The organism is Neisseria viridiae (assembly GCF_962747995.1).
Taxonomy (GTDB): Bacteria; Pseudomonadota; Gammaproteobacteria; order Burkholderiales; family Neisseriaceae; genus Neisseria; species Neisseria viridiae.
The window spans coordinates 1-26,289 of sequence record NZ_CAUJAJ010000010.1 but is presented as its reverse complement, the minus strand read 5'-3'; the positions used below and the strand labels follow the sequence as shown (position 1 = coordinate 26,289).

Below are 26,289 nucleotides of genomic sequence, written 5' to 3'. Positions count from 1 at the left end.
GCCGTCCGAACCTGTTTCCAAAGTTCGGACGGCATTTTCCCACCATTCAAAACCGCCAATCCGCCGACACAAACACCTCGCTGTTGCGGCGTTTCGCATACGGCACATTACTTTCCGTCCTGCCGAAACGATAATTCAACGCGGGCACGATACCTTTGTACGACAACTTGTCGTGGCTCAAAGCCAGCGAGACATTCCATTCGCGGTTGCGTTGCGCCTCTGTCGAGAAAGCCGCAACGCCCTTATAGTTGCGGCGGGCATAAGACGCGGAAACCCGACTGTTCAAACCGCCCAACTGCCGCCACTCCTGCACCCAACCGGCATAAACACCGTTGCGCCGGTAGGCGGCATTATTGACCGCGCCGCCCACCGTTTCGCGTTTCGGCACAAACCGCACAAACTGCCAGCCGCCGAACACAGTTGCCGATTCGCCCAAACGTTTTGCCGACGAAACATAAAACCCGTCCTGCCTGCCGTTATTGTATTCCGCCCTATCCTGTTCGCGGTAGCGTTGGCGGTAATGTTCCAGCGCGACCGAAAATTGCCATCCCGGGTTTGGGCGGTAAGTATGGGACAGCTGCACGCCGACTCCGTGCGCCAGCATATACGGCGACAGGCGGCGGTTGTTTACCCGTTTTGTTTTCGCATCAAAGCCGTCGCTGCCCGACAACTGCACCTGATAAAACGGCAAAATCCCCACCGTCTGCCGCGCATTTTTATACTGCCAACCCAAATACGCCCTGCCGAACCCGTCGTCATAAGCTGATTTTTTACTGAAATAATAGCTCGTGCCGCCGATATTGGAACGGAACAACAAATAATGATTATCTGCCAACGCCGTCAGTTTTTCCGCCTCGATTTCATAATTCAACCCTGCCGCCCGCTCCGCCCGGCTGACACTGCATATCTGACTGCCTCCGTTTTGCCAGCAATACTGCGGCGCGGCATTATTGGCATTTCTATTGACCGCCGGGCTGATGCCGCCCGAAAAACGCCAGCCCGTCAGCCCCTCCGTTTTTTTCCGGAAACGCCCCACATTTTCCAAAACCGGCGACGGCAAATCCAATTTTGCCGCCTCCGCAAAATGCCTTTCTGCCGACTTCAGCCGGAAATCGTCAAACTCCGCCGCCGCCAAATCCAGCAAAATCCGCTCGTCTGCCGCATTTTCCCCGTGCAGTTCCCGATACCGCGCCACCGCCTCCGCCGGCCTTCCCGCCAATTTCGCCAGCAAAGCCCGCGCCCTGCCGTACAAAACCGCGTCATAATCCGGCAGCTTGGCATACAAATCCGCCAACGAAGCAATCAAATCCGCCTGATTGCCGTTGAGCGCGTCGCGCAAACTATGTTCCAACATTTTCGGATGCGCCAACAAAAAATCCCCGTCAACCACGCGCGGGGCATCATTTTCAACTTTCCAATCCGATTCCGCCCACTTATCCGACACCGACCGCTGCACCTGCAACAATGCCTTGTCATCCAAAATCGCGGGCGCATCCGCCCCATAGGCGGCAGAAACACCTGCCGCACACCAAACAACCAAAAAACCGTATCTGAAATACAACATATCCTGTCATTTACCTTTCCGGCAAACACGCCGCCGAAACACGTCAAACCATCCGAAAAACAGGCAGAAAACCGTGAAAACCGGTTTTGCATCGCCTCACAAAACAGTTGACATCATATAACATTTAAATTGATAATCAAAACTATTATTAACACATCATCAAGATTGAGTATGCGATGAAATACAAAGCCCTGTCCTTACTGCCGCTTGCCGCCGCCCTTGCCGCCTGTGCCGGGGGGGGGGTAGCCGAACCGCACGTCCCCGTGTCCATCCCCACCGCCACGCCGCTGACCGGTGAGGTAACGTTATCAAGCGATAGCAACAATATCGAAAACATCAACACCGCCAACACTGGAAACACATCCGGCATTTCCATTCAGCAGCGGGAATATCAAGTAACCAGTTACGGCTTCACAAGAACAGAAAAAGCATTCATCTTCAAAACACCTGGCGGTGCGCAATACACCCTTTCATCCTACTCCGACCCCATTGTCCCCAGCTCCTTCTCCCCCGACTACAAAATTCCCGACCGCCACGCAGGGCAGCGGCTCGCCGACGGCAGCCGCATCTTTATCTGCTGCAGCGACTCCGGGGCAACCGATGAAGCGGAAATTACCAAACAAGATTATATGAAATTCGGGGCGTGGATAGGTTCCAACGGCGAAATCGACCTCTTCGCCGGCGGCTTCCCCATCGGCAAAACGCCGCCTCCTGCGTTCTCCTGGGGCAGCCCCACGACCGAAACCGCATTGTCAAAAGGCAAAATCACTTATCAGGTTTGGGGCATCCGCGTCAGAAACGGGCAATTTGTTACTTCCTCTTATACGCCGCCCAAAGGCAGCTCTTGGAGCGGTTATCAAAACACCCCCGTCCTTTCCTTTATCACTGCCAATTTCAACAGCAACAAACTGGCAGGCGAAATCATCGGCAACAGCGATTACGGGCCGAGTGTGAAAATTGAAGACGCAACGATTAACCAATTATCCTTTTCCGGCACTGCCACATCCGGCGGACAAACCGGCAACTTGGAAGGTAAGTTTTTTGGAAAATTCGACGGCGGCTACGGCAACACCGAAACCAGCATAGGCGGCAAAATCACCTTTAAAGACGACCGCTCCCTCGATACCGTATTCGGCGGTGTGAGTTATGAGAAAGACCTTAATAACAGCACCAATCAAGATACCACCCATCTCACAAAATAATAATTAATCCGCTTTTAAAAAGGTTTTCTTATGCACATCCCCTTCAAACCCGTATTGGCTGCCACCGCCATCGCCCAAGCGTTTCCTGCCTTTGCGGCAGACCCCGCGCCGCAGTCCGCCCAAACGCTGAACGAAATCACCGTTACCGGCACGCACAAAACCCAAAAACTCGGCGAAGAAAAAATCCGCCGCAAAACCTTAGACAAGCTCTTGGTCAACGACGAACACGACCTGGTGCGCTACGACCCCGGCATTTCCGTCGTCGAAGGCGGCAGGGCGGGTTCTAACGGCTTTACCATACGCGGCGTGGACAAAGACCGCGTCGCCATCAACGTTGACGGGCTGGCGCAGGCGGAAAGCCGCTCTTCCGAAGCCTTCCAAGAATTGTTCGGCGCGTACGGCAACTTCAACGCCAACCGCAACACTTCCGAGCCGGAAAACTTTTCCGAAGTTACCATCACCAAAGGCGCGGACTCGCTCAAATCCGGCAGCGGCGCATTGGGCGGCGCAGTCAATTACCAAACCAAATCCGCAAGCGATTATGTTTCCGAAGACAAGCCCTACCATTTGGGGATAAAGGGCGGCAGCGTCGGCAAAAACAGCCAAAAATTCAGCAGCATCACCGCCGCCGGCAGGCTCTTTGGTTTGGATGCCTTATTGGTTTATACCCGCCGCTTCGGCAAAGAAACCAAAAACCGCTCGACCGAGGGCGATGTCGACATTAAAAACGATGGATATGTCTTTGACCCAACCAACCCCTCGCCCAGCAAGTACCTGACCTATGTAGCCACAGGGGTTGCGCGCTCCCAACCCGACCCGCAGGAATGGGTAAACAAAAGCACCCTGTTCAAGCTGGGCTACAACTTCAACGATCAAAACCGTATCGGCTGGATTTTTGAAGACTCGCGCACCGACCGTTTTACCAACGAGCTGTCCAATTTGTGGACGGGTACGACCACGTCTGCCGCAACGGGCGACTACCGCCACCGCCAAGACGTGAGCTACCGCCGCCGCACCGGCGTCGAATACAAAAACGAATTGGAACACGGCCCGTGGGACAGCCTCAAGCTGCGCTACGACAAGCAGCGCATCGATATGAACACCTGGACTTGGGACATCCCGAAAAATTACGATACAAACGGCATCAACGGCGAGGTTTACCATTCGTTCCGGCATATCCGCCAAAACACCGCGCAATGGACTGCCGATTTTGAAAAACAACTCGACTTTTCCAAAGCCGTTTGGGCGGCGCAATACGGCTTGGGCGGCGGCAGAGGGGACAATGCCAACTCGGATTACAGTTATTTTGCAAAACTGTACGCCCCCAAAATCCTCGCTTCCAACCAAGCCAAAATCACAATGCTGGTCGAAAACCGGTCGAAATATAAATTTGCCTATTGGAACAATGCGTTTCACTTGGGCGGCAACGACCGCTTCCGCTTGAATGCGGGCATACGCTACGACAAAAACAGCAGCAGCGCGAAAGACGATCCGAAATACACCACCGCCATCCGGGGCCAGATTCCCCATTTGGGTTCGGAACGCGCGCACGCGGGCTTCAGCTACGGCACAGGGTTCGACTGGCGGTTTACCAAGCATCTGCACTTGTTGGCAAAATACAGCACCGGCTTCCGCGCACCGACTTCGGACGAAACCTGGCTACTGTTCCCACACCCCGATTTCTACCTGAAAGCCAACCCCGAACTGAAAGCGGAAAAAGCCAAAAACTGGGAATTGGGTCTGGCGGGCAGCGGCAAAGCGGGCAACTTCAAGCTCTCGGGCTTCAAAACCAAATACCGCGACTTTATCGAATTGACGTATATGGGCGTTTCGTCAGACAACCCTAACAAGCCCACCTACGCCCCGCTTTCAGACGGCACAGCATTGGTCAGCTCGCCCGTTTGGCAAAACCAAAACCGCACCGCCGCCTGGGTGAAAGGCATAGAGTTTAACGGCACTTGGAATCTCGACAGCATCGGGCTGCCCAAAGGGCTGCACACCGGCCTCAATGTCAGCTACATCAAGGGCAGGGCAACGCAAAACAACGGCAAAGAAACGCCCATCAACGCGCTTTCGCCGTGGACGGCGGTTTACAGCCTGGGCTATGACGCGCCTTCCAAACGCTGGGGCATCAACGCCTACGCCACGCGCACCGCCGCCAAAAAGCCGTCCGACACCGTACACAGCAACGACGACTTGAACAACCCGTGGCCTTATGCCAAACACAGCAAGGCCTATACGCTGTTCGACCTTTCCGCCTACCTCAACATCGGCAAACAGGTTACGCTCCGCGCCGCCGCGTACAACATTACCAACAAGCAGTACTACACTTGGGAATCTTTACGCAGCATCCGCGAGTTCGGCACGGTCAACCGCGTTGACAACAAAACCCACGCCGGCATCCAACGCTTTACCTCGCCGGGCAGGAGCTACAATTTCACCATCGAAGCGAAGTTCTAAGCTCCTGATGTGCCAATGCCGTCTGAAACCCGATGATTTGGGTTTCAGACGGCATTTTTTACGGTCGCACCGCCGCCCCCTTTCAGGCTTGTACCAAGCCCAATCCCGCAACTCTCCGTCATTCCCACGGAAGTGGGAATCTAGAAACGCAAAGCTGCAAGAATTTATCGGAAATGACTGAAACTCAACGAACCTGGATTCCCGCCTGCGCGGGAATGACGAAGCCATCCGCACGGAAACCTGCACCACGTCATTCCCACGAAAGTGGGAATCTAGTTCGTTGAGTTCCAGTTATTTAAAATAAATTTTGAAACTTTAATCCCGTCATTCCCACGAAAGTGGGAATCTAGTTCGTTGAGTTCCAGTTATTTAAAATAAATTTTGAAACTTTAATCCCGTCATTCCCACGAAAGTGGGAATCTAGGACGTAACATCTAAAGAAACCGTTTTCCCGATAAGTTTCCGTGCCGACAGGGCTGGATTCCCGCCTGCGCGGGAATGACGGCGGAGCGGTTTCTGTTTTTTCCGATAAATTCCTAAAACTTAAAATTTCATCATTCCCACAAGGACAGAAAACCAAAAACAGAAACCTAAAATTCGTCATTCCCACGAAAGTGGGAATCTAGTTCGCTGAGTTTCAGTTATTTAGAATAAATTTTGAAACTTTAATCCTGTCATTCCAGCGAAAGCGGGAATCTAGGACGTAACATCTAAAGAAACCGTTTTTCCCGATAAGTTTCCATGCCGACGGGGCTGGATTCCCGCCTGCGCGGGAATAACGGCGGAGCGGTTTCTGTTTTTTCCGATAAATTCCTAAAACTTAAAATTTCATCATTCCCACAAGAACAGAAAACCAAAAACAGAAACCCAAAATTCGTCATTCCCACGAAAGTGGGAATCTATTTCGTTAAGTTTCAGTTATTTAGAATAAATTTTGAAACTTTAATCCCGTCATTCCCGCGAAAGTGGGAATCCGGAACGTAAAATCTAAAGAAACCGTTTTTCCCGATAAGTTTCCGCACCGACGGGGCTGGATTCCCGCCTGCGCGGGAATGACGGTATTTCAGTTTTCTGTTTTTGATTTTTTTGTTTTTACAGGAATGACGGTCTTTTCATATCGAAAAAAGTTGCCGTACCGCACCGATAATTTCCACCTGCGCGGAATGAAGATTCAAGTGTTGCCCGAAATTCAAAAAAAAACCAAAACCAAACGGATCGGATTCCCGTTTTTATGGGATAACGGAATGTTCAGCCGGACACCGCCACGATGCTTTCGATCCGTTTATTTTCCGATACAAAACCTCGAAAAAATCACGCCGAGCAGGTCGTCCGCCGTAAACTCGCCCGTAATTTCGCCGCAAGCGACCTGCGCCAGCCGCAAGTGTTCGGCAAACAGCTCGATTTGATGGTTGCCGCACAATGCCGCCAGCGACAATTCTTCCTGCGCTGCTTTGAGTGCGTTGACGTGCCGCGTCCGCGCCAAAAACAGCCCTTCGCTTTCGCCCTGCCAACCGGCCTCGCGCAACAGCGTCCGTTTCAGCGCGTCCAAGCCGTCGCCGGTTTTCGCCGACAGCGCGATGACGGTTTCCGCGCCCGTACCGAACCCGCCTGCCGCGTGTGCATGTAAATCGGATTTGCTGTGGATTTCGATGCGTTTCAAATCCGACGGCAGCGCGTCCAAAATCGCCCGTGTCTTGTCGTTCACGCCTTCGCGCGGATCGACCAACACCAGCGCGACATCGGCTTCGGATACGGCTTTGCGGCTGCGTTCGATGCCGATGCGTTCGACCACGTCGTCCGTCTCGCGCAAACCTGCCGTATCGACAATATGCACCGGAACGCCATCAATCAGGATACGTTCCCTGACCGCGTCGCGCGTCGTTCCGGCAATATCGGTAACAATCGCCACTTCGTCGCCCGCCAACGCGTTCAGCAGGCTGGACTTGCCCACATTCGGCGCGCCGACCAATACGACATTCAGACCTTCGCGCAAAATTGCGCCCTGCTGCGCGTTGGCAAGCACATCATCCACGGCGCGGCGCAAGCCGTCCAATTTGCCGCGCGCATCCGCCGCTTCGAGAAAATCAATGTCTTCCTCGGGAAAATCCAGCGTCGCTTCGACCAGCATCCGCAAAGTAATCAAATCTTCGACCAGACCGTGTATCCGCCGCGAAAAATCGCCCTTGAGCGAGCGCAACGCCAGACGCGCCGCCGAACGGCTGGATGCGTCAATCAAATCCGCCACGCCTTCCGCCTGTGCCAAGTCCAGTTTGTCGTTCAAAAACGCACGCTTCGTAAACTCGCCCGGCTCGGCAAGGCGCGCGCCCAGTTCCAAACAGCGGTTCAGCAGCATATCCATCACCACCGGCCCGCCGTGTCCCTGAAGCTCGATGACATCTTCGCCCGTAAAACTTGCCGGTGCGGCAAAAAACAGTAGCAGCCCGCTGTCGATTGCCTGTCCGTCCGCGTCCGTAAAATCAGCATAGGTTGCCACGCGCGGCTTGGGCGTTTTCCCGCACAAAGCCTGCGCCATCGGCAGCAGGTTTTTCCCCGATATGCGTATCACGCCCACGCCGCCGCGTCCGGGCGCGGTAGCAACTGCCGCAATCGTTGGAACGTTATCCGACATAAAACCCCCGAAAAACAATCAAAAACAGCCGCGATTATAGCAAATGCCGTCTGAAGTCCAACGGTTCGGCTTTCAGACGGCATAAAACCGCAAAAATGCTTGATAAACCCGTCCGCCTGACCTAATATAACCATATGAAAAAACGAAACACATACGCTCTCCTGCTCGGCATAGGCTCGCTGTTGGGCCTGTTCCATCCCGCAAAAACCGCCATCCGCCCCAATCCCGCCGACGATCTCAAAAACATCGGCGGCGATTTTCAACGCGCCATAGAGAAAGCGCGAAAATGACCGAAAACGCACAGGACAAGGCGCGGCAGGCTGTCGAAACCGTCGTCAAATCCCCGGAGCTTGTCGAGCAAATCCTGTCCGACGAGTACGTGCAAATAATGATAGCCCGGCGTTTCCATTCGGGACCGTTGCCGCCGCCGTCCGACTTGGCGCAATACAACGACATTATCAGCAACGGAGCAGATCGCATTATGGCAATGGCGGAAAAAGAACAAGCCGTCCGGCACGAAACCATACGGCAAGACCAAACCTTCAACAGGCGCGGGCAACTTACGGCTTCATCAGCGTCATCCTGATACTGCTTTTTGCCGTCTTCCTCGTATGGAGCGGCTACCCCGCAACCGCCGCCTCCCTTGCCGGCGGCACAGTGGTTGCCTTGGCGGGTGCTTTCGTGATTGGAAGAAGCCGAGACCAAGGCAAAAATTAATTGCAAATCCTAGGGCGGGCTTCATATCCGCCCGACACGCCGAACCGCACATATAGCCACATCCCGCGCGCCGCGCGGAAGCGGAAGCCGCGTCCTCCCAAACAAACCCGAATCCCGTCAGATAAGGAAAAATAATGAAAACAACCGACAAACGGACAACCGAAACACACCGCAAAGCCCCGAAAACCGGCCGCATCCGCTTCTCGCCTGCTTACTTGGCCATATGCCTGTCGTTCGGCATTCTGCCCCAAGCCCGGGCGGGACACACTTATTTCGGCATCAACTACCAATACTATCGCGACTTTGCCGAAAATAAGGGGAAGTTTGCAGTCGGGGCGAAGGATATTGAGGTTTACAACAAAAAAGGGGAGTTGGTCGGCAAATCAATGACAAAAGCCCCGATGATTGATTTTTCTGTGGTATCGCGTAACGGCGTGGCGGCATTGGTGGGCGATCAATATATTGTGAGCGTGGCGCATAACGGCGGCTATAACAATGTGGATTTTGGTGCGGAGGGAAACAATCCCGATCAGCACCGTTTTTCTTATCAAATTGTAAAAAGAAATAATTATAAGCCTGACAATTCACACCCTTACAACGGCGATTACCATATGCCGCGTTTGCATAAGTTCGTAACCGATGCAGAACCTGTCGAAATGACGGGTGACATGAGGGGAAATACCTATTCCGATAAAGAAAAATATCCCGAGCGTGTCCGCATCGGCTCAGGACACCACTATTGGCGTTATGATGATGACAAACACGGCGATTTATCCTACTCCGGCGCATGGTTAATTGGCGGCAATACACATATGCAGGGTTGGGGAAATAATGGCGTAGTTAGTTTGGGCGGCGATGTGCGCCATGCCAACGACTATGGCCCTATGCCGATTGCAGGTGCGGCAGGCGACAGCGGTTCGCCAATGTTTATTTATGACAAAACAAACAATAAATGGCTGCTCAACGGAGTTTTACAAACCGGCTACCCTTATTCCGGCAGGGAAAACGGTTTCCAGCTGATACGCAAAGATTGGTTCTACGATGACATTTACAGAGGCGATACACATACCGTCTTTTTCGAACCGCGCAGTAACGGACATTTTTCCTTTACATCCAACAACAACGGTACGGGTACGGTAACAGAAACCAACGAAAAGGTTTCCAATCCAAAGCTTAAAGTACAGACAGTCCGACTGTTTGACGAATCTTTGAATGAAACTGATAAAGAACCAGTTTACGCGGCAGGGGGTGTTAATCAGTACCGTCCAAGGTTAAACAACGGTGAAAACCTTTCTTTTATCGATTACGGCAACGGCAAACTCATCTTATCAAACAACATCAACCAAGGCGCGGGCGGTTTATATTTTGAGGGTAATTTTACGGTCTCGCCTGAAAACAACGAAACGTGGCAAGGCGCGGGTATCCATACCAGCGAAGGCAGTACCGTTACTTGGAAAGTAAACGGCGTGGCAAACGACCGCCTGTCCAAAATCGGCAAAGGCACGCTGCTGGTTCAAGCCAAAGGAGAAAACCAAGGCTCGATCAGCGTGGGCGACGGTAAAGTAATCTTGGATCAGCAAGAGGATGAACAACACAAAAAACAAGCCTTTAGTGAAATCGGCTTGGTCAGCGGCAGGGGTACGGTGCAACTGAATGCCGATAATCAGTTCAACCCCGACAAACTCTATTTCGGCTTTCGCGGCGGTCGTTTGGATTTGAACGGGCATTCGCTTTCGTTCCACCGCATTCAAAATACAGATGAAGGGGCGATGATTGTCAACCACAATCAAGACAAAGAATCCACCGTTACCATTACAGGCAATAAAGATATTGCCACAACCGGCAATAACAACAGCTTGGATAGCAAAAAAGAAATTGCCTACAACGGCTGGTTTGGCGAGAAAGATGCGGCCAAAACGAACGGGCGGCTCAACCTTGTTTACCAGCCCGCCGCAGAAGACCGCACCCTGCTGCTTTCCGGCGGAACAAATTTAAACGGCAACATCACGCAAACAAACGGCAAACTGTTTTTCAGCGGCAGACCAACACCGCACGCCTACAATCATTTAAACGACCATTGGTCACAAAAAGAGGGCATTCCTCGCGGAGAAATCGTGTGGGACAACGACTGGATTAACCGCACGTTTAAAGCGGAAAATTTCCATATTCAGGGCGGACAGGCGGTGGTTTCCCGCAATGTTGCCAAAGTGGAAGGCGATTGGCATTTGAGCAATCACGCCCAAGCAGTTTTTGGTGTCGCACCGCATCAAAGCCACACAATCTGTACACGTTCGGACTGGACGGGTCTGACAAGCTGTACCGAAAAAACCATTACCGACGATAAAGTGATTGCTTCATTGACCAAGACCGACATCAGCGGCAATGTCAGCCTTGCCGATCACGCTCATTTAAATCTCACAGGGCTTGCCACACTCAACGGCAATCTGACCGCAGGCGGAGACACGCACTATGAGGTTACGCACAACGCCACCCAAAACGGCAACCTTAGCCTCGTGGGCAATGCCCAAGCAACATTTAATCAAGCCACATTAAACGGCAACACATCGGCTTCGGGCAATGCTTCATTTAATCTAAGCAACAACGCCGCACAAAACGGCAGTCTGACGCTTTCCGACAACGCTAAGGCAAACGTAAGCCATTCCGCACTCAACGGCAATGTCTCCCTAGCCGATAAGGCAGTATTCCATTTTGAAAACAGCCGCTTTACCGGACAAATCAGCGGCGGCAAGGATACGGCATTACACTTAAAAGACAGCGAATGGACGCTGCCGTCGGGCACGGAATTAGGCAATTTAAACCTTGACAACGCCACCATTACACTCAATTCCGCCTATCGACACGATGCGGCAGGCGCGCAAACCGGCAGTGCGGCAGATGCGCCGCGCCGCCGTTCGCGCCGTTCCCTATTATCCGTTACACCGCAGGCTTCGGCAGAATCCCGTTTCAACACGCTGACGGTAAACGGCAAATTGAACGGTCAGGGAACATTCCGCTTTATGTCGGAACTCTTCGGCTACCGCAGCGACAAATTGAAGCTGGCGGAAAGTTCCGAAGGCACTTACACCTTGGCGGTCAACAATACCGGCAACGAACCCGTAAGCCTCGAGCAATTGACGGTAGTGGAAGGGAAAGACAACAAACCGCTGTCCGAAAACCTTAATTTCACCCTGCAAAACGAACACGTCGATGCCGGCGCGTGGCGTTATCAGCTTATCCGCAAAGACGGCGAGTTCCGCCTGTATAATCCGGTCAAAGAGCAAGAGCTTTCCGACAAACTCGACCAAGCGGGAAAAACAGAAGCCGCCCTGGCGGCGAAACAGGCGCAACTTGCCGCCAAACAACAGGAGGAAGAAGAAAAGGTGCGCTTGAAAAAGGCGGCAATTTCCGGTGCTGTGCCGTCTGAAAGCGAATTGAACCTCCTCAATGCCGAACTTGAAGAGGCAAAAAAACAAACCGCCGCCGCCCAAGCCGCACAGGCGGAAAAAGAAGCCGCGTGGGCGCAGGCAAAAACGGCGGCAGCCGAAGCAGGCAGGCGCGCCGAAGAAGCCGATGCCGGCTACCGGCGCGGCAACACCTTGGAAGGTGCGGAAAATGCGGACGCGGCAAACCTTGCGCTGGCGAAGGAGCAAATTGCCGAACAAACCGCCAAAATCGATTGGGCGGAAGCCAAATTGACGCGCCTGAACCGAATCAGGGACGAACGTGAAAAAGCCGTTGCCGCCGCCGGGGAGGCAAAAGCCCTTGCCGACAAAATCGCGGAAATAGCGAAAGAAAAACAAGATTTGCAATCAATGGTGCTTTCACTGGCGAACGTGAAGGAAGAGCTGGTTATAACGGAGGCGGAACTGCAAAACGCCAAAGCCGAACGCGCAGGGCTGGAGGCAAAACGGGCATTGTTGGAACGCAGGCAGTCCGATAAAGCGCAAAAAGAACAGGAGGCGCAAACCGCCCTAACCGCCGCCCGGCAATCGGAAGCGGCGCGAGAAGGCGCGGCGGAAGCCAAGAAACAGGCGGAAAAAGACAACGCGCAAAGCCTTGACGCGCTGAATGCGGCCGGGCGCGATGCCGCCGAAAAGGCAGAAAGCGTTGCCGAACTGGCCCGGCAGGCAGGCGGGGAAAATGCCGGCATTATGCAGGCTGAGGAAGAGAAAAAACAGGCGCAGGCGGATAAAGACACCGCCTTGGCGAAACAGCGCGAAGCGGAAACCCGGCCGGTTACTACCGCCTTCCGCCGCGCCCGCCGGGATTTGCCGCAACCGCAGCCCCAACCGCAACGCGACCTGATCAGCCGTTATGCCAATAGCGGTTTGAGTGAATTTTCCGCCACGCTCAACAGCGTTTTCGCCGTACAGGACGAATTGGACCGCGTGTTTGCCGAAGACCGCCGCAACGCCGTTTGGACAAGCGGCATCCGGGACACCAAACACTACCGTTCGCAAGATTTCCGCGCCTACCGCCAACAAACCGACCTGCGCCAAATCGGTATGCAGAAAAACCTCGGCAGCGGTCGCGTCGGCATCCTGTTTTCGCACAACCGGACCGAAAATACCTTCGACGACGGCATCGGCAACTCGGCACGGCTTGCCCACAGCGCCGTTTTCGGGCAATACGGCATCGGCAGGTTCGACATCGGCATCAGCGCGGGCGCGGGTTTCAGCAGCGGCAGCCTTTCAGACGGCATCGGAAGCAAAATCCGCCGCCGCGTGCTGCATTACGGCATTCAGGCACGATACCGCGCCGGTTTCGGCGGATTCGGCATCGAACCGTACATCGGCGCAACGCGCTATTTCGTCCAAAAAGCGGATTACCGCTACGAAAACGTCAATATCGCCACCCCCGGCCTTGCGTTCAACCGCTACCGCGCGGGCATTAAGGCAGATTATTCATTCAAATCGGCGCAACACATTTCCATCACGCCTTATTTGAGCCTGTCCTATACCGATGCCGCTTCGGGCAAAGTCCGAACGCGCGTCAATACCGCCGTATTGGCTCAGGATTTCGGCAAAACCCGCAGTGCGGAATGGGGCGTAAACGCCGAAATCAAAGGTTTCACGCTGTCCCTCCACGCTGCCGCCGCCAAAGGCCCGCAACTGGAAGCGCAACACAGCGCGGGCATCAAATTAGGCTACCGCTGGTAAGCAAACAAAAGGGGTTATCATTAAAATAGAAAATAGCCATATCGCCATTCCCGCGAAAGTGGGAATCCGGTTTTTTGAGTTTCGGTCGTTTCCGATAAATTCTTGCCGCTTTGAGTTTCCGGATCCCCGCTTTCACGGGAATAACAAATTAAAAGTTACTCAAAACTCAAAAGAAACCGAAACCGAACGGACTAGATTCCCACTTTCGTGGGAATGACGGATTTTAGGTTTCTGTTTTTGGTGAAAATAACGGGATTTTAGCTTGTGGGTATTTACCGGAAAAAACAGAAACCGCTTCGCCGTCATTCCCGCGCAGGCGGGAATCCAGCCTCGTCGGCACGGAAACTTATCGGAAAAAAGGTTTCTCCAACCCTGCATCCTAGATTCCCACTTTCGTAGGAATGACGAATTAAAAGTTACTCAAAGAAACTGAACAGACTCAATTCCCACTTTCGCGGGAATGACGGCGGCAAGGTTTTTTCAGATAAGTTTCTGCAACATTAATGCGCCTCTTCCCAATTCATACCCGACCCACTGCCGCTATAATCTGCGGCAGTTTTTCTTTCACCAAATCCAACTCGGCTTCAGGGACTTCCAACATCGGTTTGGCAGACCGGATTCTCGAATCCGACGGCTATTTGAGATGGCAGACTTTTGTCGGATACAAGTATCCGACCTACGGCTTGCTGCGATTCCTCTGATGCCAATGCAATTTCTAAGAATTCTTTACCTACACCATGCCGATAAGTTGTGTGTGGCGGAGATGTGTTGCTACGTGTTTCATATTGTTGTAGCATGGACTTTGCACACGGGGAGATTATTGCTAACAAGGTCGTCTGAAAAGCGTTTTCGGACAACCTTTTGTTTTGATGGCGTAGATGGTAGAACCCCGCTATGCGGCTAATGACTTAATCCTCCCTTCGTAATACCTGCTTTACTTGAATTTCACTTCCTCCCCGAACACTTCCCGCCACAATTTCCTGACATTGCCGTAATGGGACAGTAATTCGTCGGTTACTTCGGTTTTTTCCGCATCGCGCAGTTTGGTGTTGTGTTGTTGCTGGCGGTAGAAGCGGTAGGCGGTGCGGCTTTGTTCGGCGAGGGTTTTGTCGATGAGGCCGCAGTCGGTGGCGATGTTCAACAGGGCGATGTTGCCGTAGTTGTCGAGGAGTTGCGGATACTGGCGTGCATGGGCAAGTATCAGATATTGGACGATAAATTCGACATCGACCACGCCGCCGCGCGCGTATTTGACGTTGCTGTCAACCGGCGGATGGGTGGGGAACATTTTTTCGCGCATTTCGATGATTTCACCTGCCAAGGCGGTTTGGTCGCGTTCGGCGGTGAGGATTTCGGTGCGGATGCGGTCGAATGCCGTCTGAATTTCGGGCGTGCCGCAGATGAAGCGGGCGCGGGTAAGGGATTGGTGTTCCCACGTCCATGCGTTTTCGCGCTGGTATTTTTCAAAGGCGGCGATGCTGTGGGCGAGGAAGCCGGTGTCGCCATTGGGGCGCAGGCGCAGGTCGGTTTCGTAGAGGCTGCCCGCGCCGGTGGCGGCGGAAAGCCAATTGGTCAGGCGGCGGGCGAGCCGTCCGTAAATATCGCCTGCTTCGGGATGGGGGTCGTCGTAAAGATAGACCAAGTCGAGGTCGGAGGAATAGCCGAGTTCTTTGCCGCCGAGCTTGCCGTAGCCGACAACGGCGAATTGCGGCGTGTCGCGGTGTTTTTTGGGCATATCCGCCCACGCGCACGAAAGAGCGGCGGCAATGACGGTGTCGGCAAGAGCGGAGAGTTGGTCGGAGAGGGATTCTACCGTCCACAATCCGGCGAGGTCTTGGACGGCGAGGCGGAAGACTTGGGCGTGTTGGAAGCGGCGCAGGGTGTCCATTTGCGCTTCGGTGTCGCCGCCGCAGGCTTCGATGCCGTCTGAAAGGGCGGCGGCGAGTGCCTGCCAATCAAACGCGGTATCCAAAAGCTGCGCGCTGATGAGTTCGTCCAACAAAATCGGATATTTGTTCAGATACGCCGCCACCCACGAGCTTTGGCTCATAATCTGCGCCAGTTGCGCCAAGGTTTGCGGATGTTCGTTGAGGAAGGCGAGATAGGCGGAGCGGCGGCTGATGTTTTCGAGGAAGTCAAACAGCCGCATCAGCGTATCGGTCGGGTTGTTCTGCTCTGCCGCCGCCTGTACGAACAGCGGCACAATGGCGTCAAAACGCGGCTGGGCGTGTGCGGAAAGATGGCGGTATTTATGGCCGTTGCGGATTTGGTCGAGCCGCGTGGCGATGGTTTCGGCATCAAACCCATATTCTTTCAGACGGCCTAGCCGTTCTTCTTCATCAGGCTTTTCCTGCCATGTCCATTGCCATTCGCTGTTGCTTTGCGTTTGTTCTTCGGGTTCGCTCAAAATTTCGTTGAACAACTGATTGACCTTGTTCCGATGAACGTTGAGGTCGTCTGAAAAGGCGGCGTAGCTGTCGAAGCCCATGCTTTCGGCGAGCAGTTGCTGCTGTTCGGGCGAAGTAGGCAGGGTTTGGGTTTGTTGGTCGTCCCAGTATTGCAGGCGGTGTTCGACATCGCGCAGGAAGCGGTAGGCGGCAAGCAGGGTTTCGACGTTTTCAGACGGCATGATGCCCAATTCGGCAAGTTTTTTCAGCGTTTCCTGCGTGCCTTTCAGTTGCAGCGTGCGCATTTGTCCGCCGCGTATCATCTGGAAAATCTGGGCGATAAATTCGACTTCGCGGATGCCGCCCGCGCCGAGTTTGATGTTGTCCGCCATGCCTTTTTTGCTGACTTCGCTGCGGATTTGGCGGTGCAGGTTGCGCATCGCCTCATACGCGCTGTAATCCAGATATTTGCGGAATACAAATGGGCGCACCAACGCTTTGATGTCGTTCGGATACGGCGTAACTACGCGGCCTTTGCACCACGCGTAGCGTTCCCATTCTCGCCCTTGCGTAATTAAATATTGCTCCAGCGCGGTTTCACTCAACACCAGCGCGCCCGAATCGCCGTCCGGCCGCAGCCGCATATCGACGCGGAACACCTGCCCGTCGGCGGTAATGTCGTTCAGCAGCGCAATCAGTTTCTGCCCGACTTTGGTGAAAAACTCCTGATTGCCGCGTTCGCGCCTGCCGTCGGTATCGCCCGATTCGGGATAGATGAAAATCAAATCGATGTCGGAAGACACGTTCAACTCATAGCCGCCCGCCTTGCCCATCGCCACCACGCTCAAATGCTGCGGCGATTTCGTATAACGCCCGATTGGCGTACCGTACATATCCTGATAATAGGCGTAGGCGAAATCCAGCGCGGTATTGACGGCAAAATCGGCAAACAGCGTAATCGTACGGGTTACTTCGTTCAAATCGCTGATGCGGTTGATATCGCGCACGATAATCTGCGACACGACATAACGGCGCAACTCGCGCAACTGCCGCGCCAATTCTTCCTCGTTTTCTTCCGCGCGGATTTTGTCCCAATCGGCAAAAGCTTGGAAATCCGCTTCGGTCAACACCTTGTTCAACATCGGCAGGAAAATTTCGGGCTTGAGTTTGCCGTTGTCGAGCTGGCGGGCGAGGAAGAGGGAATGGCGGCGGGCAGTGTCGAGGCGGTTGTCGGACATTTCGGATTCCGTTTGGAAGGATGGCGGGAATGGGATAGTGGATTAACTTTAAATCAGGACAAGGCGAGGGGATGCCGTACCGGTTTAAAGTCAAGCTACTATATCATAGCAACCTTCGATGCCGTCTGAAACCTTGCCCCGATATTCGGACGGATGCCTGCCGATAAAAAACAGCGGCAAATGCCGCTACCCTTGTTTAGCCTTCGCCACGTTCTTTCAGAACTTTGCGGGCAATGGCTTTTTCTTGTGCCGAATTACCGAAAAAACCTTCGCTTTTTACGACACGGCGTAATTTTTCACTGGATTCCTGCTGATATTCGTTCTGCAATTTACGGCTTCTCTCGTTAAATCGCTTTACGCCTTCTCCTGCTTCTTTTGCCAAATTTGCCGCGCTATCCCAAAAGCCCATAATCATGTTCTCCAATCGTTTCAAATAAATAAGGTCGTTGTTTCTGTCAAGAAACAACGACAGTTTATAAACTGTCGGAAAACAAAATGCCGTCTGAAGACAGATTCTGACTTTCAGACGGCATTTCAAAACAGATTAAGCGTTCAGCAGGCTTTCATCCAAAGCCAAATCGTCGTTTCGGTTAACCGCCACTTTGCGCGCCAACACGTTTTGCGCGATTTGCTGCGCTTCGGCAAGCGAGTGCATCAGATAGGTGCCGCATTGGTATTCGTTCAACTCGGGGATTTTGCTTTGGTCTTGGACGGTCAAAACATCCTGCATTGAAGCGAGCCATGCGTCGGCCACTTTTTGCTCGTCGGGCGTACCGATGAGGCTCATGTAGAAACCGGTGCGGCAGCCCATCGGGGAAATGTCGATGATTTCCACGCCGTTTCCGTTCAAGTGGTCGCGCATAAAGCCTGCGAACAAATGCTCCAGCGTGTGAATGCCTTTTTCAGGCAGGATTTCTTTGTTGGGAACGCAAAAGCGCAGGTCGAATACGGTAATGGTGTCGCCTTTGGGCGTGGTCATGGTTTTCGCCACGCGTACGGCGGGGGCGTGCATACGGGTGTGATCGACTTTGAAACTGTCTAACAGGGGCATCGTGTTATCCTTTTGAGTAGGTTATGTAGATTTTCGGGATAGGATTTTGTCCAGCAATTCATCGTCCAAGACGCGGTCTGTGACTTTCGGCCATTCGCCTTGTGCTTCAGGGAAGCCGTTGCGGCAATATCCTGCCTGCGCGACAAAATCATAGACGGCATGGATGTAGTCGTTGATGCACAAAGCTGCCAAAGTGCAGGCTTCGTCCCATAAGATCAAAACATGATTGGGGATATGTTTGTCGGATACATCTTCGACATTGTAGATATGTAAAGCATCCAAAATCCCATCTTTCGAGGAAGCATAAAAGTAGCCTGTGTCGCCGTCGTCTTCAAAGACGACGCCATAAGGGACATGTTCGAAAAATGATTCTAAAACTTCGGGCGTGCCGACAGTAAAGTCTCTGATTTCGGCAGTCCGATATAGAGGTAATTGTGCCATTGGGTAACAATCTTTTTATATCGAAAATTGAATCACAATTCGGCAATTGCCACCGCTTCGCCCGAAGCCGCGCTTAAGGTTTCGTTCAAAACATCATAAAAATCGCGATTGTCGCGCGTTGCCAGCCATTTGCCGTTTTGCTCGGCGAAATGGTAGCCGCCGCTTTTTGCGGCAATCCACAATTCTTGGTTGGGCGTGTGGCGGTTGACGATGATTTGCGTGCCGTCTCCGGCTTCGATGGTCAGGACGTTTCCGGCAAACCGGCAGTCGAAATCCCAGCCGTTTTCGTCGATTTGGTCTTCGATGTGTTCGAACAATGCTTCGCTCGTGCGGATAAACTCGCTTTCGGTCATCATAGCTTTTTGCGTGTTTTTTGTTTAAGATGCCGAATCTTGCCACATTCGCGCTTATGAAGGAAGTTTACCGATGAAATACGGCGTATTTTTTGCGGCGGCAACCGCCCTCCTGCTTTCCGCCTGCGGTTACAAAGGCGATCTCTACCTGCCCAAAGAAGGCGACAAGGCGCGCTTCGGCGTAATCCAAACCGGTTTGCAGCTTCAAAGCAAACCGCAATCCGCTTCACAAACCCAAAAATGAAAACGAAAACATGACCCTATTTTGCGAACAAGTCCCCTACCCCCGCCTTGCCGAAGCATTCGGCACGCCGCTTTATGTGTACAGCCAATCCGCGCTGACCGAAGCATTTGAACACTACCAAACCGCGTTTGCCGAGCTCTCCCCGCTCGTCTGCTATGCGGTTAAAGCCAATGGCAACCTAAGCATCATCAAGCACTTTGCTTCTTTGGGAAGCGGTTTTGACATTGTGTCCGGCGGCGAATTGGCACGCGTTTTGGCGGCAGGCGGCGACGCGGCGAAAACGATTTTTTCCGGCGTGGGCAAGAGTGAGGCAGAAATTGAATTTGCGCTGAATGCCGGCGTGAAATGCTTCAATATGGAAAGCATTCCCGAAATCGACCGCATTCAGAAAGTTGCCGCGCGTTTGGGCAAAACCGCGCCCGTCTCCCTGCGCGTCAACCCCGATGTCGATGCGAAAACCCATCCCTACATCTCCACAGGTCTGAAAGCCAACAAATTCGGCATCGCCTACGCCGACGCGCTCGAAGCCTACCGCCACGCCGCACAACAGCCCAATTTGAAAATCGTCGGCATCGACTGCCACATCGGTTCGCAACTGACCGACTTAAGCCCGCTCATCGAAGCCTGCGAACGCATTTTGATTTTGGTTGACGCGCTTGCCGCCGAAGGCATTGTTTTGGAACATTTGGACTTGGGCGGCGGCGTCGGCATTGTTTACCAAGACGAAAAAGTGCCTGATTTGGGCGCGTATGCCCAAGCGGTTCAAAAACTGATCGGCGCACGCCGTCTGAAACTCATTCTTGAGCCCGGCCGCAGTTTGGTGGGCAACGCAGGTGCATTGCTGACGCGCGTCGAGTTCGTCAAACACGGCGAAGAGAAAAACTTTGTGATGGTCGATGCGGCGATGAACGATTTGATGCGCCCCGCCCTATACGATGCCTACCACCACATCGAAGCGGTTGAAACCAAAAACATCGCGCCGCTGACCGCCAACATCGTCGGCCCGATTTGTGAAACCGGCGACTTCCTCGGCAAAGACCGCACCATCACCTGCGAAGAAGGCGATTTGCTGCTTATCCGCAGCGCAGGCGCATACGGTGCCAGCATGGCGAGCAATTACAACGCGCGCAACCGTGCGGCGGAAGTGTTGGTTGACGGCGGCGGATACAAGCTCATCCGTCGACGCGAAACCTTGGAACAACAAATGGCAAACGAACTCGCCTGCCTGTAAGCCGAACATCAAAATGCCGTCTGAAGCCTTCAGACGGCATTGCCCGTTTAAAGTTACATCTTAGGGCTGCATCGGCGGAATATTCAAACACAGCCTGTTTTCAAATGACGACGCAACAAATCCCCGTCTCGCCCGGCTGACGAAGGGAATTGTTGAAAAAAATTACGCGCCCCTTTTATGGGGTGCAATATCTAAGGAATTGAAATGAAGCACGCCCCGATTATCCTCCTGCTTGCCGCTTTGTCTGCCCTCCTTTCGGCGGGCTGCACCGCCCTTCCCTCCGACCAGCCGCCGCTTCACACCCTGCCGAAAAGCGCGCCCATCCGACCCGCCAACCCATACAGCCGGCCGCCTTCAGGCACGCCGGACGGCGCGTACAGCATCCGTTCTTCAAACGGGCGCGTCTTGAAAAGCATCGTCAAAAACGGCGTGTTCGACCGCTTTGTCGATATTTACCACCCAAACGGCAAACTGCATTCGCACACGCCGGTTGAAAACGGCGTGGCGCAAGGCTGGTCGCAAGGCTATACCGAACAGGGCATATTGCGGACGCGCATCCTGTACCGGGACGGGCATATCGTCCGAGCGCAAACTTTGGATGCGTCGGGCAAGGTGGAACGCGAATGGCAGCCGTAAAGGCAAATGCCGTCTGAACAGTTCAGACGGCATTTTTAACGCTCTAAAGGCTTACTCTTCCGGCAGCCTTAACAGGGAAAGCAGCAGACCTCCCCAGATTATCACGATTGAGACAATCATCATCACAATGGCGGAAGTACTCATTTTTCTCCTCCTTGTTCATGTTCGTGTTCGTCTTTGACATTAAAATCCTGACCGTGTTTCCAAGGCAGCAGCGACAGCAGCAGCCCGAACACGATTAACGCCGCCGACATCCCCCAGCCGAAAATATTGAGGAAACCATCCGGATAGTCGCCGTAGTTTTTCTCCAACAATCCGGCGGTGTCCTGATACAGGATATAGCCGAGCATCACGACGGTAAACACGACGCAGACCGTCCACAAGCCGCCGACGCGGATGGAAGACAAGGCGTTCAGGTGCTTGCGTAATTCCGGCAGCCTGCCGCTGATGATGATGGCGGCAACATAAACAAAGCCGGCGGCAACAATGCCGTAAGTATTGACGAATTTGTCCAACACGTCCAAAACGGGAACGCCCGTAGTCGTACCGAACAGCAGGGTGGAAACGATGCCCATCGGAATGCAGACAAGCAATGTGGCGTTGACGCGGCCGATGTTCAGCTTGTCCTGAATGGCGGCGATGATGACTTCGAGGATGGAAATCATCGAAGTGATGCCCGCAAACACCAGCGAACCGAAAAACAATATGCCGATCAGCCAGCCCATCGGCGCTTGGTTGATAATGGTCGGAAAAGCGATAAATGCCAAACCGATACCGCTGGAAGCGACCTCATTAACCGCCTGCCCGTTTGCCTGCGCCATAAAGCCCAGTGCGGCAAACACGCCGATACCGGAGAGCAGCTCAAAGCTGCTGTTGGCAAAGCCGACCACCAGCCCCGTTCCGCCCAAGTCGGTTTTTTTCTTCAAATAAGAAGAATAGGTAACCATAATGCCGAAACAGATGGAAAGCGAGAAGAAAATCTGCCCGTATGCGGCCACCCAGACCTTGGGGTCGGAGAGCTTCGACCAGTCGGGCGTAAACAGCGCGTCCAACCCCTTTGCCGCGCCCGGCAGCGTCAGCGAAATGCCGACCATAATCAAAAACATCACCAAAAGCAGCGGCATAAAGAACGACGATGCGCCCGCCACGCCCTTTTGCACACCCAAAGCCATAATGACGGAAGTGAAAATCCACACGCCGATCAGCGGACCAACAACTTTGCCGACAAAATCCAAGCCCAACGCGTCCGCACCCGCCATTTGCAGGAAATCTTTAAAGAAGAAATCCTGCGGATTCGCACCCCAGGCGGCATCAAACGAATAATAGGCATAGCTTGCCGACCAGCCGATAATCACTGCGTAATAGATGCAGATGACGATATTGGTCATCACATTCCACCAGCCTACTGGTTCAAACCAGCGTCCGAGGCGGCGGAAAGCCAAGGGCGCAGAACCACGGTAACGGTGGCCGATGGCATAATCGAGCAGCAGCAGCGGGATGCCCGCCGTCAGAAGTGCGACCAGATAGGGCAGGATGAACGCGCCGCCGCCGTTTTCAAAAGCAATATAGGGGAAACGCCAAATATTGCCCAAGCCGACGGCGGACCCGATGGCGGCAATCATAAACGCGCGACGCGTGCCGAATGTGGCGCGTTCTTTCGTTTTGGAATCAGACACGTTGATACCTCTTGAATTATTTATTAAAAACAAGCCGTTATAGGCGAAATATATAGAAACAGCGTCTGACAGGGATAATGTCTTCTGAAAAAACAAACCGGCTTGTGGCCGATTGTTTACAATCTATGTGCTTATCGTAAAAAAATTTAACGCCGATGGCAAGCGGTGAAGGCTTGAAAACGAAAAAATTTTTTATCCAAATACAAAAACCACTTCATAAGAAACAACCGCAAACTTCCCCGTCATTCCCGCAAAAACAGAAAAACAAAAACCTAAAGTCCCGTCATTCCCGCGCAGGCGGGAATCCAGACCCCCAACGCGGCAGGAGTCTATCGGAAATAACCGAAACCGGACGAACCTAGATTCCCGCTTTCGCGGGAATGACGGCGGAAAGGTTGCTGTTTTTCCGATAAATTCCTGCCGCTCTTCGTTTTGGGGATGGCGGGAAATAAAACAAAAGCACGCGTATCAAAAAACAACAATGCAAAGAACGGCGTTGGCAATTTTAAGGTTTGCGCCTTAGCTGCACTTATTCGCAAAAAAACCGCACGGCGTTGACCGTGCGGCTTGTTGTCTGAAGGCTTCAGACGGCATTTCTTACATCATGCCGCCCATACCACCCATGCCGCCCATGTCAGGCATAGCAGGTTTTTCTTCAGGGATTTCTGCAATCATGCAGTCGGTCGTCAGCATCAGGCCGGCGATAGACGCGGCGTGTTGCAGCGCGGAACGGGTTACTTTGGCAGGGTCGAGTACGCCCATTTCGATCATGTCGCCGTATTCGCCGCTGCCAGCGTTGTAGCCGTAGTTGCCTTTGCCTTCCAACACTTTGTTCACGACTACGCTAGGCTCGCCGCCTGCGTTGGCAACGATTTGGCGCAGCGGAGACTCGACGGCGCGCAATACGATTTGTACGCCTGCGTCTTGGTCGGCATTGCCGGTGTGCAGGTTTTCCAAAGCAGCACGGGCGCGCAACAGGGCTACACCGCCGCCTGCAACCACACCTTCTTCAACGGCTGCGCGGGTAGCGTGCAACGCGTCTTCCACGCGGTCTTTTTTCTCTTTCATTTCGACTTCGGTAGCGGCACCAACTTTGATGACTGCCACGCCGCCTGCCAGTTTGGCAACGCGCTCTTGCAGTTTTTCTTTGTCGTAATCGCTGGTCGCGGTTTCGATTTGTTGGCGGATTTCGGCAACACGCGCTTCGATTTGGGCTGCGTCGCCGAAGCCGTCGATGATGGTGGTGTTTTCTTTACCGATTTCGATGCGTTTGGCTTGACCCAAGTCGTCCAAAGTCGCTTTTTCCAGAGACAGGCCGACTTCTTCGGAAATCACCGTGCCGCCGGTCAGGATGGCGATGTCTTGCAGCATCGCTTTGCGGCGGTCGCCGAAGCCCGGGGCTTTTACGGCAACGGTTTTCAGGATGCCGCGGATGTTGTTCACGACCAAAGTCGCCAAGGCTTCGCCTTCTACGTCTTCAGCGATAATCAAGAGCGGACGGCTGGCTTTGGCCACTTGTTCCAAAACAGGCAGCAGGTCGCGGATGTTGCTGATTTTTTTGTCGAACAACAATACAAACGGATTGTCCAGACCGGCGATTTGTTTTTCCGCGTCGTTGATGAAGTAAGGAGACAGGTAGCCGCGGTCGAACTGCATACCTTCTACGACATCCAATTCGTTTTCCAAAGATTTGCCGTCTTCAACGGTAATCACGCCTTCTTTGCCGACTTTTTCCATCGCTTCGGCGATAATCGCGCCGACTTGTTCGTCGGAGTTGGCGGAAATCGAGCCGACTTGGGCGATTTCTTTAGAAGTGTCGCAAGGTTTGGCGATGTTTTTCAGCTCTTCAACCAAAGCGGCAACGGCTTTGTCGATACCGCGTTTCAGGTCGGTCGGGTTCATACCGGCGGTAACGTATTTCATGCCTTCGGCAACGATGGATTGCGCCAATACGGTGGCGGTAGTCGTACCGTCGCCCGCCACGTCGTTGGTTTTGGATGCGACTTCTTTCACCATTTGCGCGCCCATATTTTCAAACTTGTCTTTCAGTTCGATTTCTTTGGCGACGGTTACGCCGTCTTTAGTGATGTGCGGGCCGCCGAATGCGCGGTCAACCACTACGTTGCGGCCTTTGGGACCCAAGGTTACGCGCACGGCGTTTGCCAGAATGTTCACGCCGTTTACCATTTTTTGGCGGACTTCATTGCCGAACTGTACGTCTTTTGCTGCCATTTCAATTCTCCAAAAATCATTAAAACTGTCTGATAAAACCGTTTATGCCGTCTGAAGGCGGTTTGCCGTTTCAGACGGCATCGTGTCCGTATTTATTTTTCAACGATGCCGAAAATATCTTCTTCGCGCATTACCAACAGCTCTTCGCCGTCGGCTTTAACGGTTTGGCCGCTGTATTTGCCGAAAATGATTTTGTCGCCAACTTTGACATCCAGCGGACGGCGCGCGCCGTCTTTGCCGATTTTGCCCGCGCCCACGGCGATCACTTCGCCCATATCGGGTTTTTCGGCGGCCGCGCCCGGCAAAACGATGCCCGATGCGGTTTTTTCTTCAGCTTCCAAGCGTTTGACGACGACGCGGTCGTGTAAAGGACGGATGGTCATATTTATGCTCCGATAAATGGTTTGAAAACAATCATCTGCCCGAACGGTTCGGACAGATTGAAGTGGAAACCGGGCTGCCGCCTGCCGGCCCGCCCGTATAAGTCGGCAAAATTAGGGTGTGTGCGGGCAAATTCAAGTGAGGCGGAAAAAAATTTATAGTGGATTAACAAAAACCAGTACAGCGTTGCCTCGCCTTAGCTCAAAGAGAACGATTCTCTAAGGTGCTCAAGCACCAAGTGAATCGGTTCCGTACTATCTGTACTGTCTGCGGCTTCGCCGCCTTGTCCTGATTTCCGTTCGTTTTCGGTTATTCCCGATAAATTACCGCCGTTTCTCGTCATTTCTTTAACCCTTCGTCATTCCCGCTCAGGCGGGAAGGACGCGGAAAGGTTGCTTTTCGTCATTCCCGCGCAGGCCTCGTCATTCCCGCGCAGGCGGGAATCCAGTCTGTTCGGTTTCAGTCATTTCCGATAGATTCCTGCCGCGTTAGGGGTTCTAGATTCCCGCTTTCGCGGGAAGGACGCGGAAAGGTTGCTTTTCGTCATTCCCGCGCAGGCTTCGTCATTCCCGCATTTGTTAATCCACTATATTTCCGCCGTTTTTTACATTTCCGACAAAACCTGTCAACAAAAAACAACACTTCGCAAATAAAAACGATAATCAGCTTTGCAAAAATCCCCCCCCCC

At 53.2% G+C, this 26,289-nt stretch carries 18 protein-coding genes and 1 pseudogene; 8 read left to right on the top strand and 11 right to left on the bottom strand.

What is annotated here, in order from left to right; translation table 11 throughout:
• Nucleotides 1-46: 46 nt before the first annotated feature.
• The gene (locus Q9J79_RS06920; protein WP_301912580.1) at nt 47-1,564 is read right to left on the bottom strand and encodes a surface lipoprotein assembly modifier; all 1,518 of its coding nucleotides are present in this window, start codon (nt 1,562-1,564) and stop codon (nt 47-49) included.
• Between the two features lie 176 nt (nt 1,565-1,740).
• Here Q9J79_RS06920 and hupA point away from each other — a divergent pair, with 176 nt between their 5' ends.
• On the top strand, nt 1,741-2,766 hold the full coding sequence (gene hupA, locus Q9J79_RS06915) for a hemoglobin-haptoglobin-utilization protein HupA (RefSeq protein WP_304685292.1): 1,026 nt from the start codon (nt 1,741-1,743) through the stop codon (nt 2,764-2,766).
• Nucleotides 2,767-2,796: 30 nt separating this feature from the next.
• On the top strand, nt 2,797-5,226 hold the full coding sequence (gene hupB, locus Q9J79_RS06910; RefSeq protein ID WP_304685291.1) for a hemoglobin-haptoglobin-utilization protein HupB: 2,430 nt from the start codon (nt 2,797-2,799) through the stop codon (nt 5,224-5,226).
• Nucleotides 5,227-6,508: 1,282 nt separating this feature from the next.
• Here the strand turns inward: hupB and mnmE are convergent.
• Nucleotides 6,509-7,855: a tRNA uridine-5-carboxymethylaminomethyl(34) synthesis GTPase MnmE gene (mnmE, locus tag Q9J79_RS06905; protein ID WP_301674045.1), complete on the bottom strand. Its 1,347-nt coding sequence runs from the start codon at nt 7,853-7,855 to the stop codon at nt 6,509-6,511.
• 134 nt (nt 7,856-7,989) lie between these two features.
• Between mnmE and Q9J79_RS06900 the strand changes: the two genes are divergently transcribed.
• The 3 genes and pseudogenes from Q9J79_RS06900 to app all read left to right on the top strand — a co-directional run bounded on the left by Q9J79_RS06900 (nt 7,990) and on the right by app (nt 13,731).
• Entirely contained in the window at nt 7,990-8,145 is a 156-nt protein-coding gene (locus Q9J79_RS06900; protein ID WP_002244333.1) for a hypothetical protein, read from the top strand.
• Nucleotides 8,142-8,572, top strand: a pseudogene (locus Q9J79_RS06895) (DUF2335 domain-containing protein). The gene Q9J79_RS06900 and the pseudogene Q9J79_RS06895 overlap by 4 nt, the downstream one beginning before the upstream one ends.
• Before the next feature lie 134 nt (nt 8,573-8,706).
• Entirely contained in the window at nt 8,707-13,731 is a 5,025-nt protein-coding gene (gene app / locus Q9J79_RS06890) for an adhesion and penetration autotransporter App (RefSeq protein ID WP_301911648.1), read from the top strand.
• A gap of 934 nt (nt 13,732-14,665) precedes the next feature.
• Here app and glnE read toward each other — a convergent pair.
• The 5 genes from glnE to cyaY form a co-directional block, all read right to left on the bottom strand.
• Entirely contained in the window at nt 14,666-17,356 is a 2,691-nt protein-coding gene (glnE, locus tag Q9J79_RS06885) for a bifunctional [glutamate--ammonia ligase]-adenylyl-L-tyrosine phosphorylase/[glutamate--ammonia-ligase] adenylyltransferase (RefSeq protein ID WP_301911650.1), read from the bottom strand.
• 196 nt (nt 17,357-17,552) lie between these two features.
• The gene (locus Q9J79_RS06880; protein ID WP_003751664.1) at nt 17,553-17,822 is read right to left on the bottom strand and encodes a hypothetical protein; all 270 of its coding nucleotides are present in this window, start codon (nt 17,820-17,822) and stop codon (nt 17,553-17,555) included.
• Between the two features lie 78 nt (nt 17,823-17,900).
• Complete coding sequence (gene luxS / locus Q9J79_RS06875) at nt 17,901-18,407, bottom strand: S-ribosylhomocysteine lyase (protein ID WP_301911653.1); 507 nt, start codon at nt 18,405-18,407, stop codon at nt 17,901-17,903.
• Nucleotides 18,408-18,428: 21 nt separating this feature from the next.
• On the bottom strand, nt 18,429-18,848 hold the full coding sequence (locus Q9J79_RS06870; RefSeq protein WP_301911654.1) for a DUF2251 domain-containing protein: 420 nt from the start codon (nt 18,846-18,848) through the stop codon (nt 18,429-18,431).
• A gap of 32 nt (nt 18,849-18,880) precedes the next feature.
• A complete protein-coding gene (gene cyaY / locus Q9J79_RS06865; protein ID WP_301911655.1) occupies nt 18,881-19,204 on the bottom strand; it encodes an iron donor protein CyaY in 324 nt (107 codons plus the stop codon).
• A 70-nt stretch (nt 19,205-19,274) separates the two neighbouring features.
• Here cyaY and lptM point away from each other — a divergent pair, with 70 nt between their 5' ends.
• The 3 genes from lptM (at nt 19,275) to Q9J79_RS06850 (ending at nt 21,312) form a co-directional block, all read left to right on the top strand.
• Nucleotides 19,275-19,445, top strand: coding sequence for an LPS translocon maturation chaperone LptM (gene lptM, locus Q9J79_RS06860; RefSeq protein WP_002246479.1), 171 nt, complete (start codon nt 19,275-19,277; stop codon nt 19,443-19,445).
• 10 nt (nt 19,446-19,455) lie between these two features.
• Complete coding sequence (gene lysA / locus Q9J79_RS06855) at nt 19,456-20,676, top strand: diaminopimelate decarboxylase (RefSeq protein ID WP_301911656.1); 1,221 nt, start codon at nt 19,456-19,458, stop codon at nt 20,674-20,676.
• Nucleotides 20,677-20,880: 204 nt separating this feature from the next.
• Entirely contained in the window at nt 20,881-21,312 is a 432-nt protein-coding gene (locus tag Q9J79_RS06850) for a toxin-antitoxin system YwqK family antitoxin (protein ID WP_301911657.1), read from the top strand.
• 51 nt (nt 21,313-21,363) lie between these two features.
• Here the strand turns inward: Q9J79_RS06850 and Q9J79_RS06845 are convergent, their stop codons facing one another.
• From Q9J79_RS06845 to Q9J79_RS06830, 4 genes are all read right to left on the bottom strand, one after another.
• Entirely contained in the window at nt 21,364-21,456 is a 93-nt protein-coding gene (locus Q9J79_RS06845) for a methionine/alanine import family NSS transporter small subunit (protein ID WP_304685361.1), read from the bottom strand.
• Nucleotides 21,453-22,988 (bottom strand): sodium-dependent transporter, encoded by a 1,536-nt coding sequence (locus Q9J79_RS06840; RefSeq protein WP_301911658.1) that lies wholly within the window; start codon nt 22,986-22,988, stop codon nt 21,453-21,455. Before Q9J79_RS06840 ends, Q9J79_RS06845 begins: the two co-directional genes overlap by 4 nt.
• A gap of 597 nt (nt 22,989-23,585) precedes the next feature.
• A complete protein-coding gene (groL, locus tag Q9J79_RS06835) occupies nt 23,586-25,220 on the bottom strand; it encodes a chaperonin GroEL (protein ID WP_002227699.1) in 1,635 nt (544 codons plus the stop codon).
• Between the two features lie 92 nt (nt 25,221-25,312).
• Nucleotides 25,313-25,603 carry a co-chaperone GroES gene (locus tag Q9J79_RS06830; protein WP_002214868.1) on the bottom strand — a complete coding sequence of 97 codons (291 nt, stop codon included), beginning with the start codon at nt 25,601-25,603 and terminating at the stop codon, nt 25,313-25,315.
• Nucleotides 25,604-26,289: the final 686 nt, after the last annotated feature.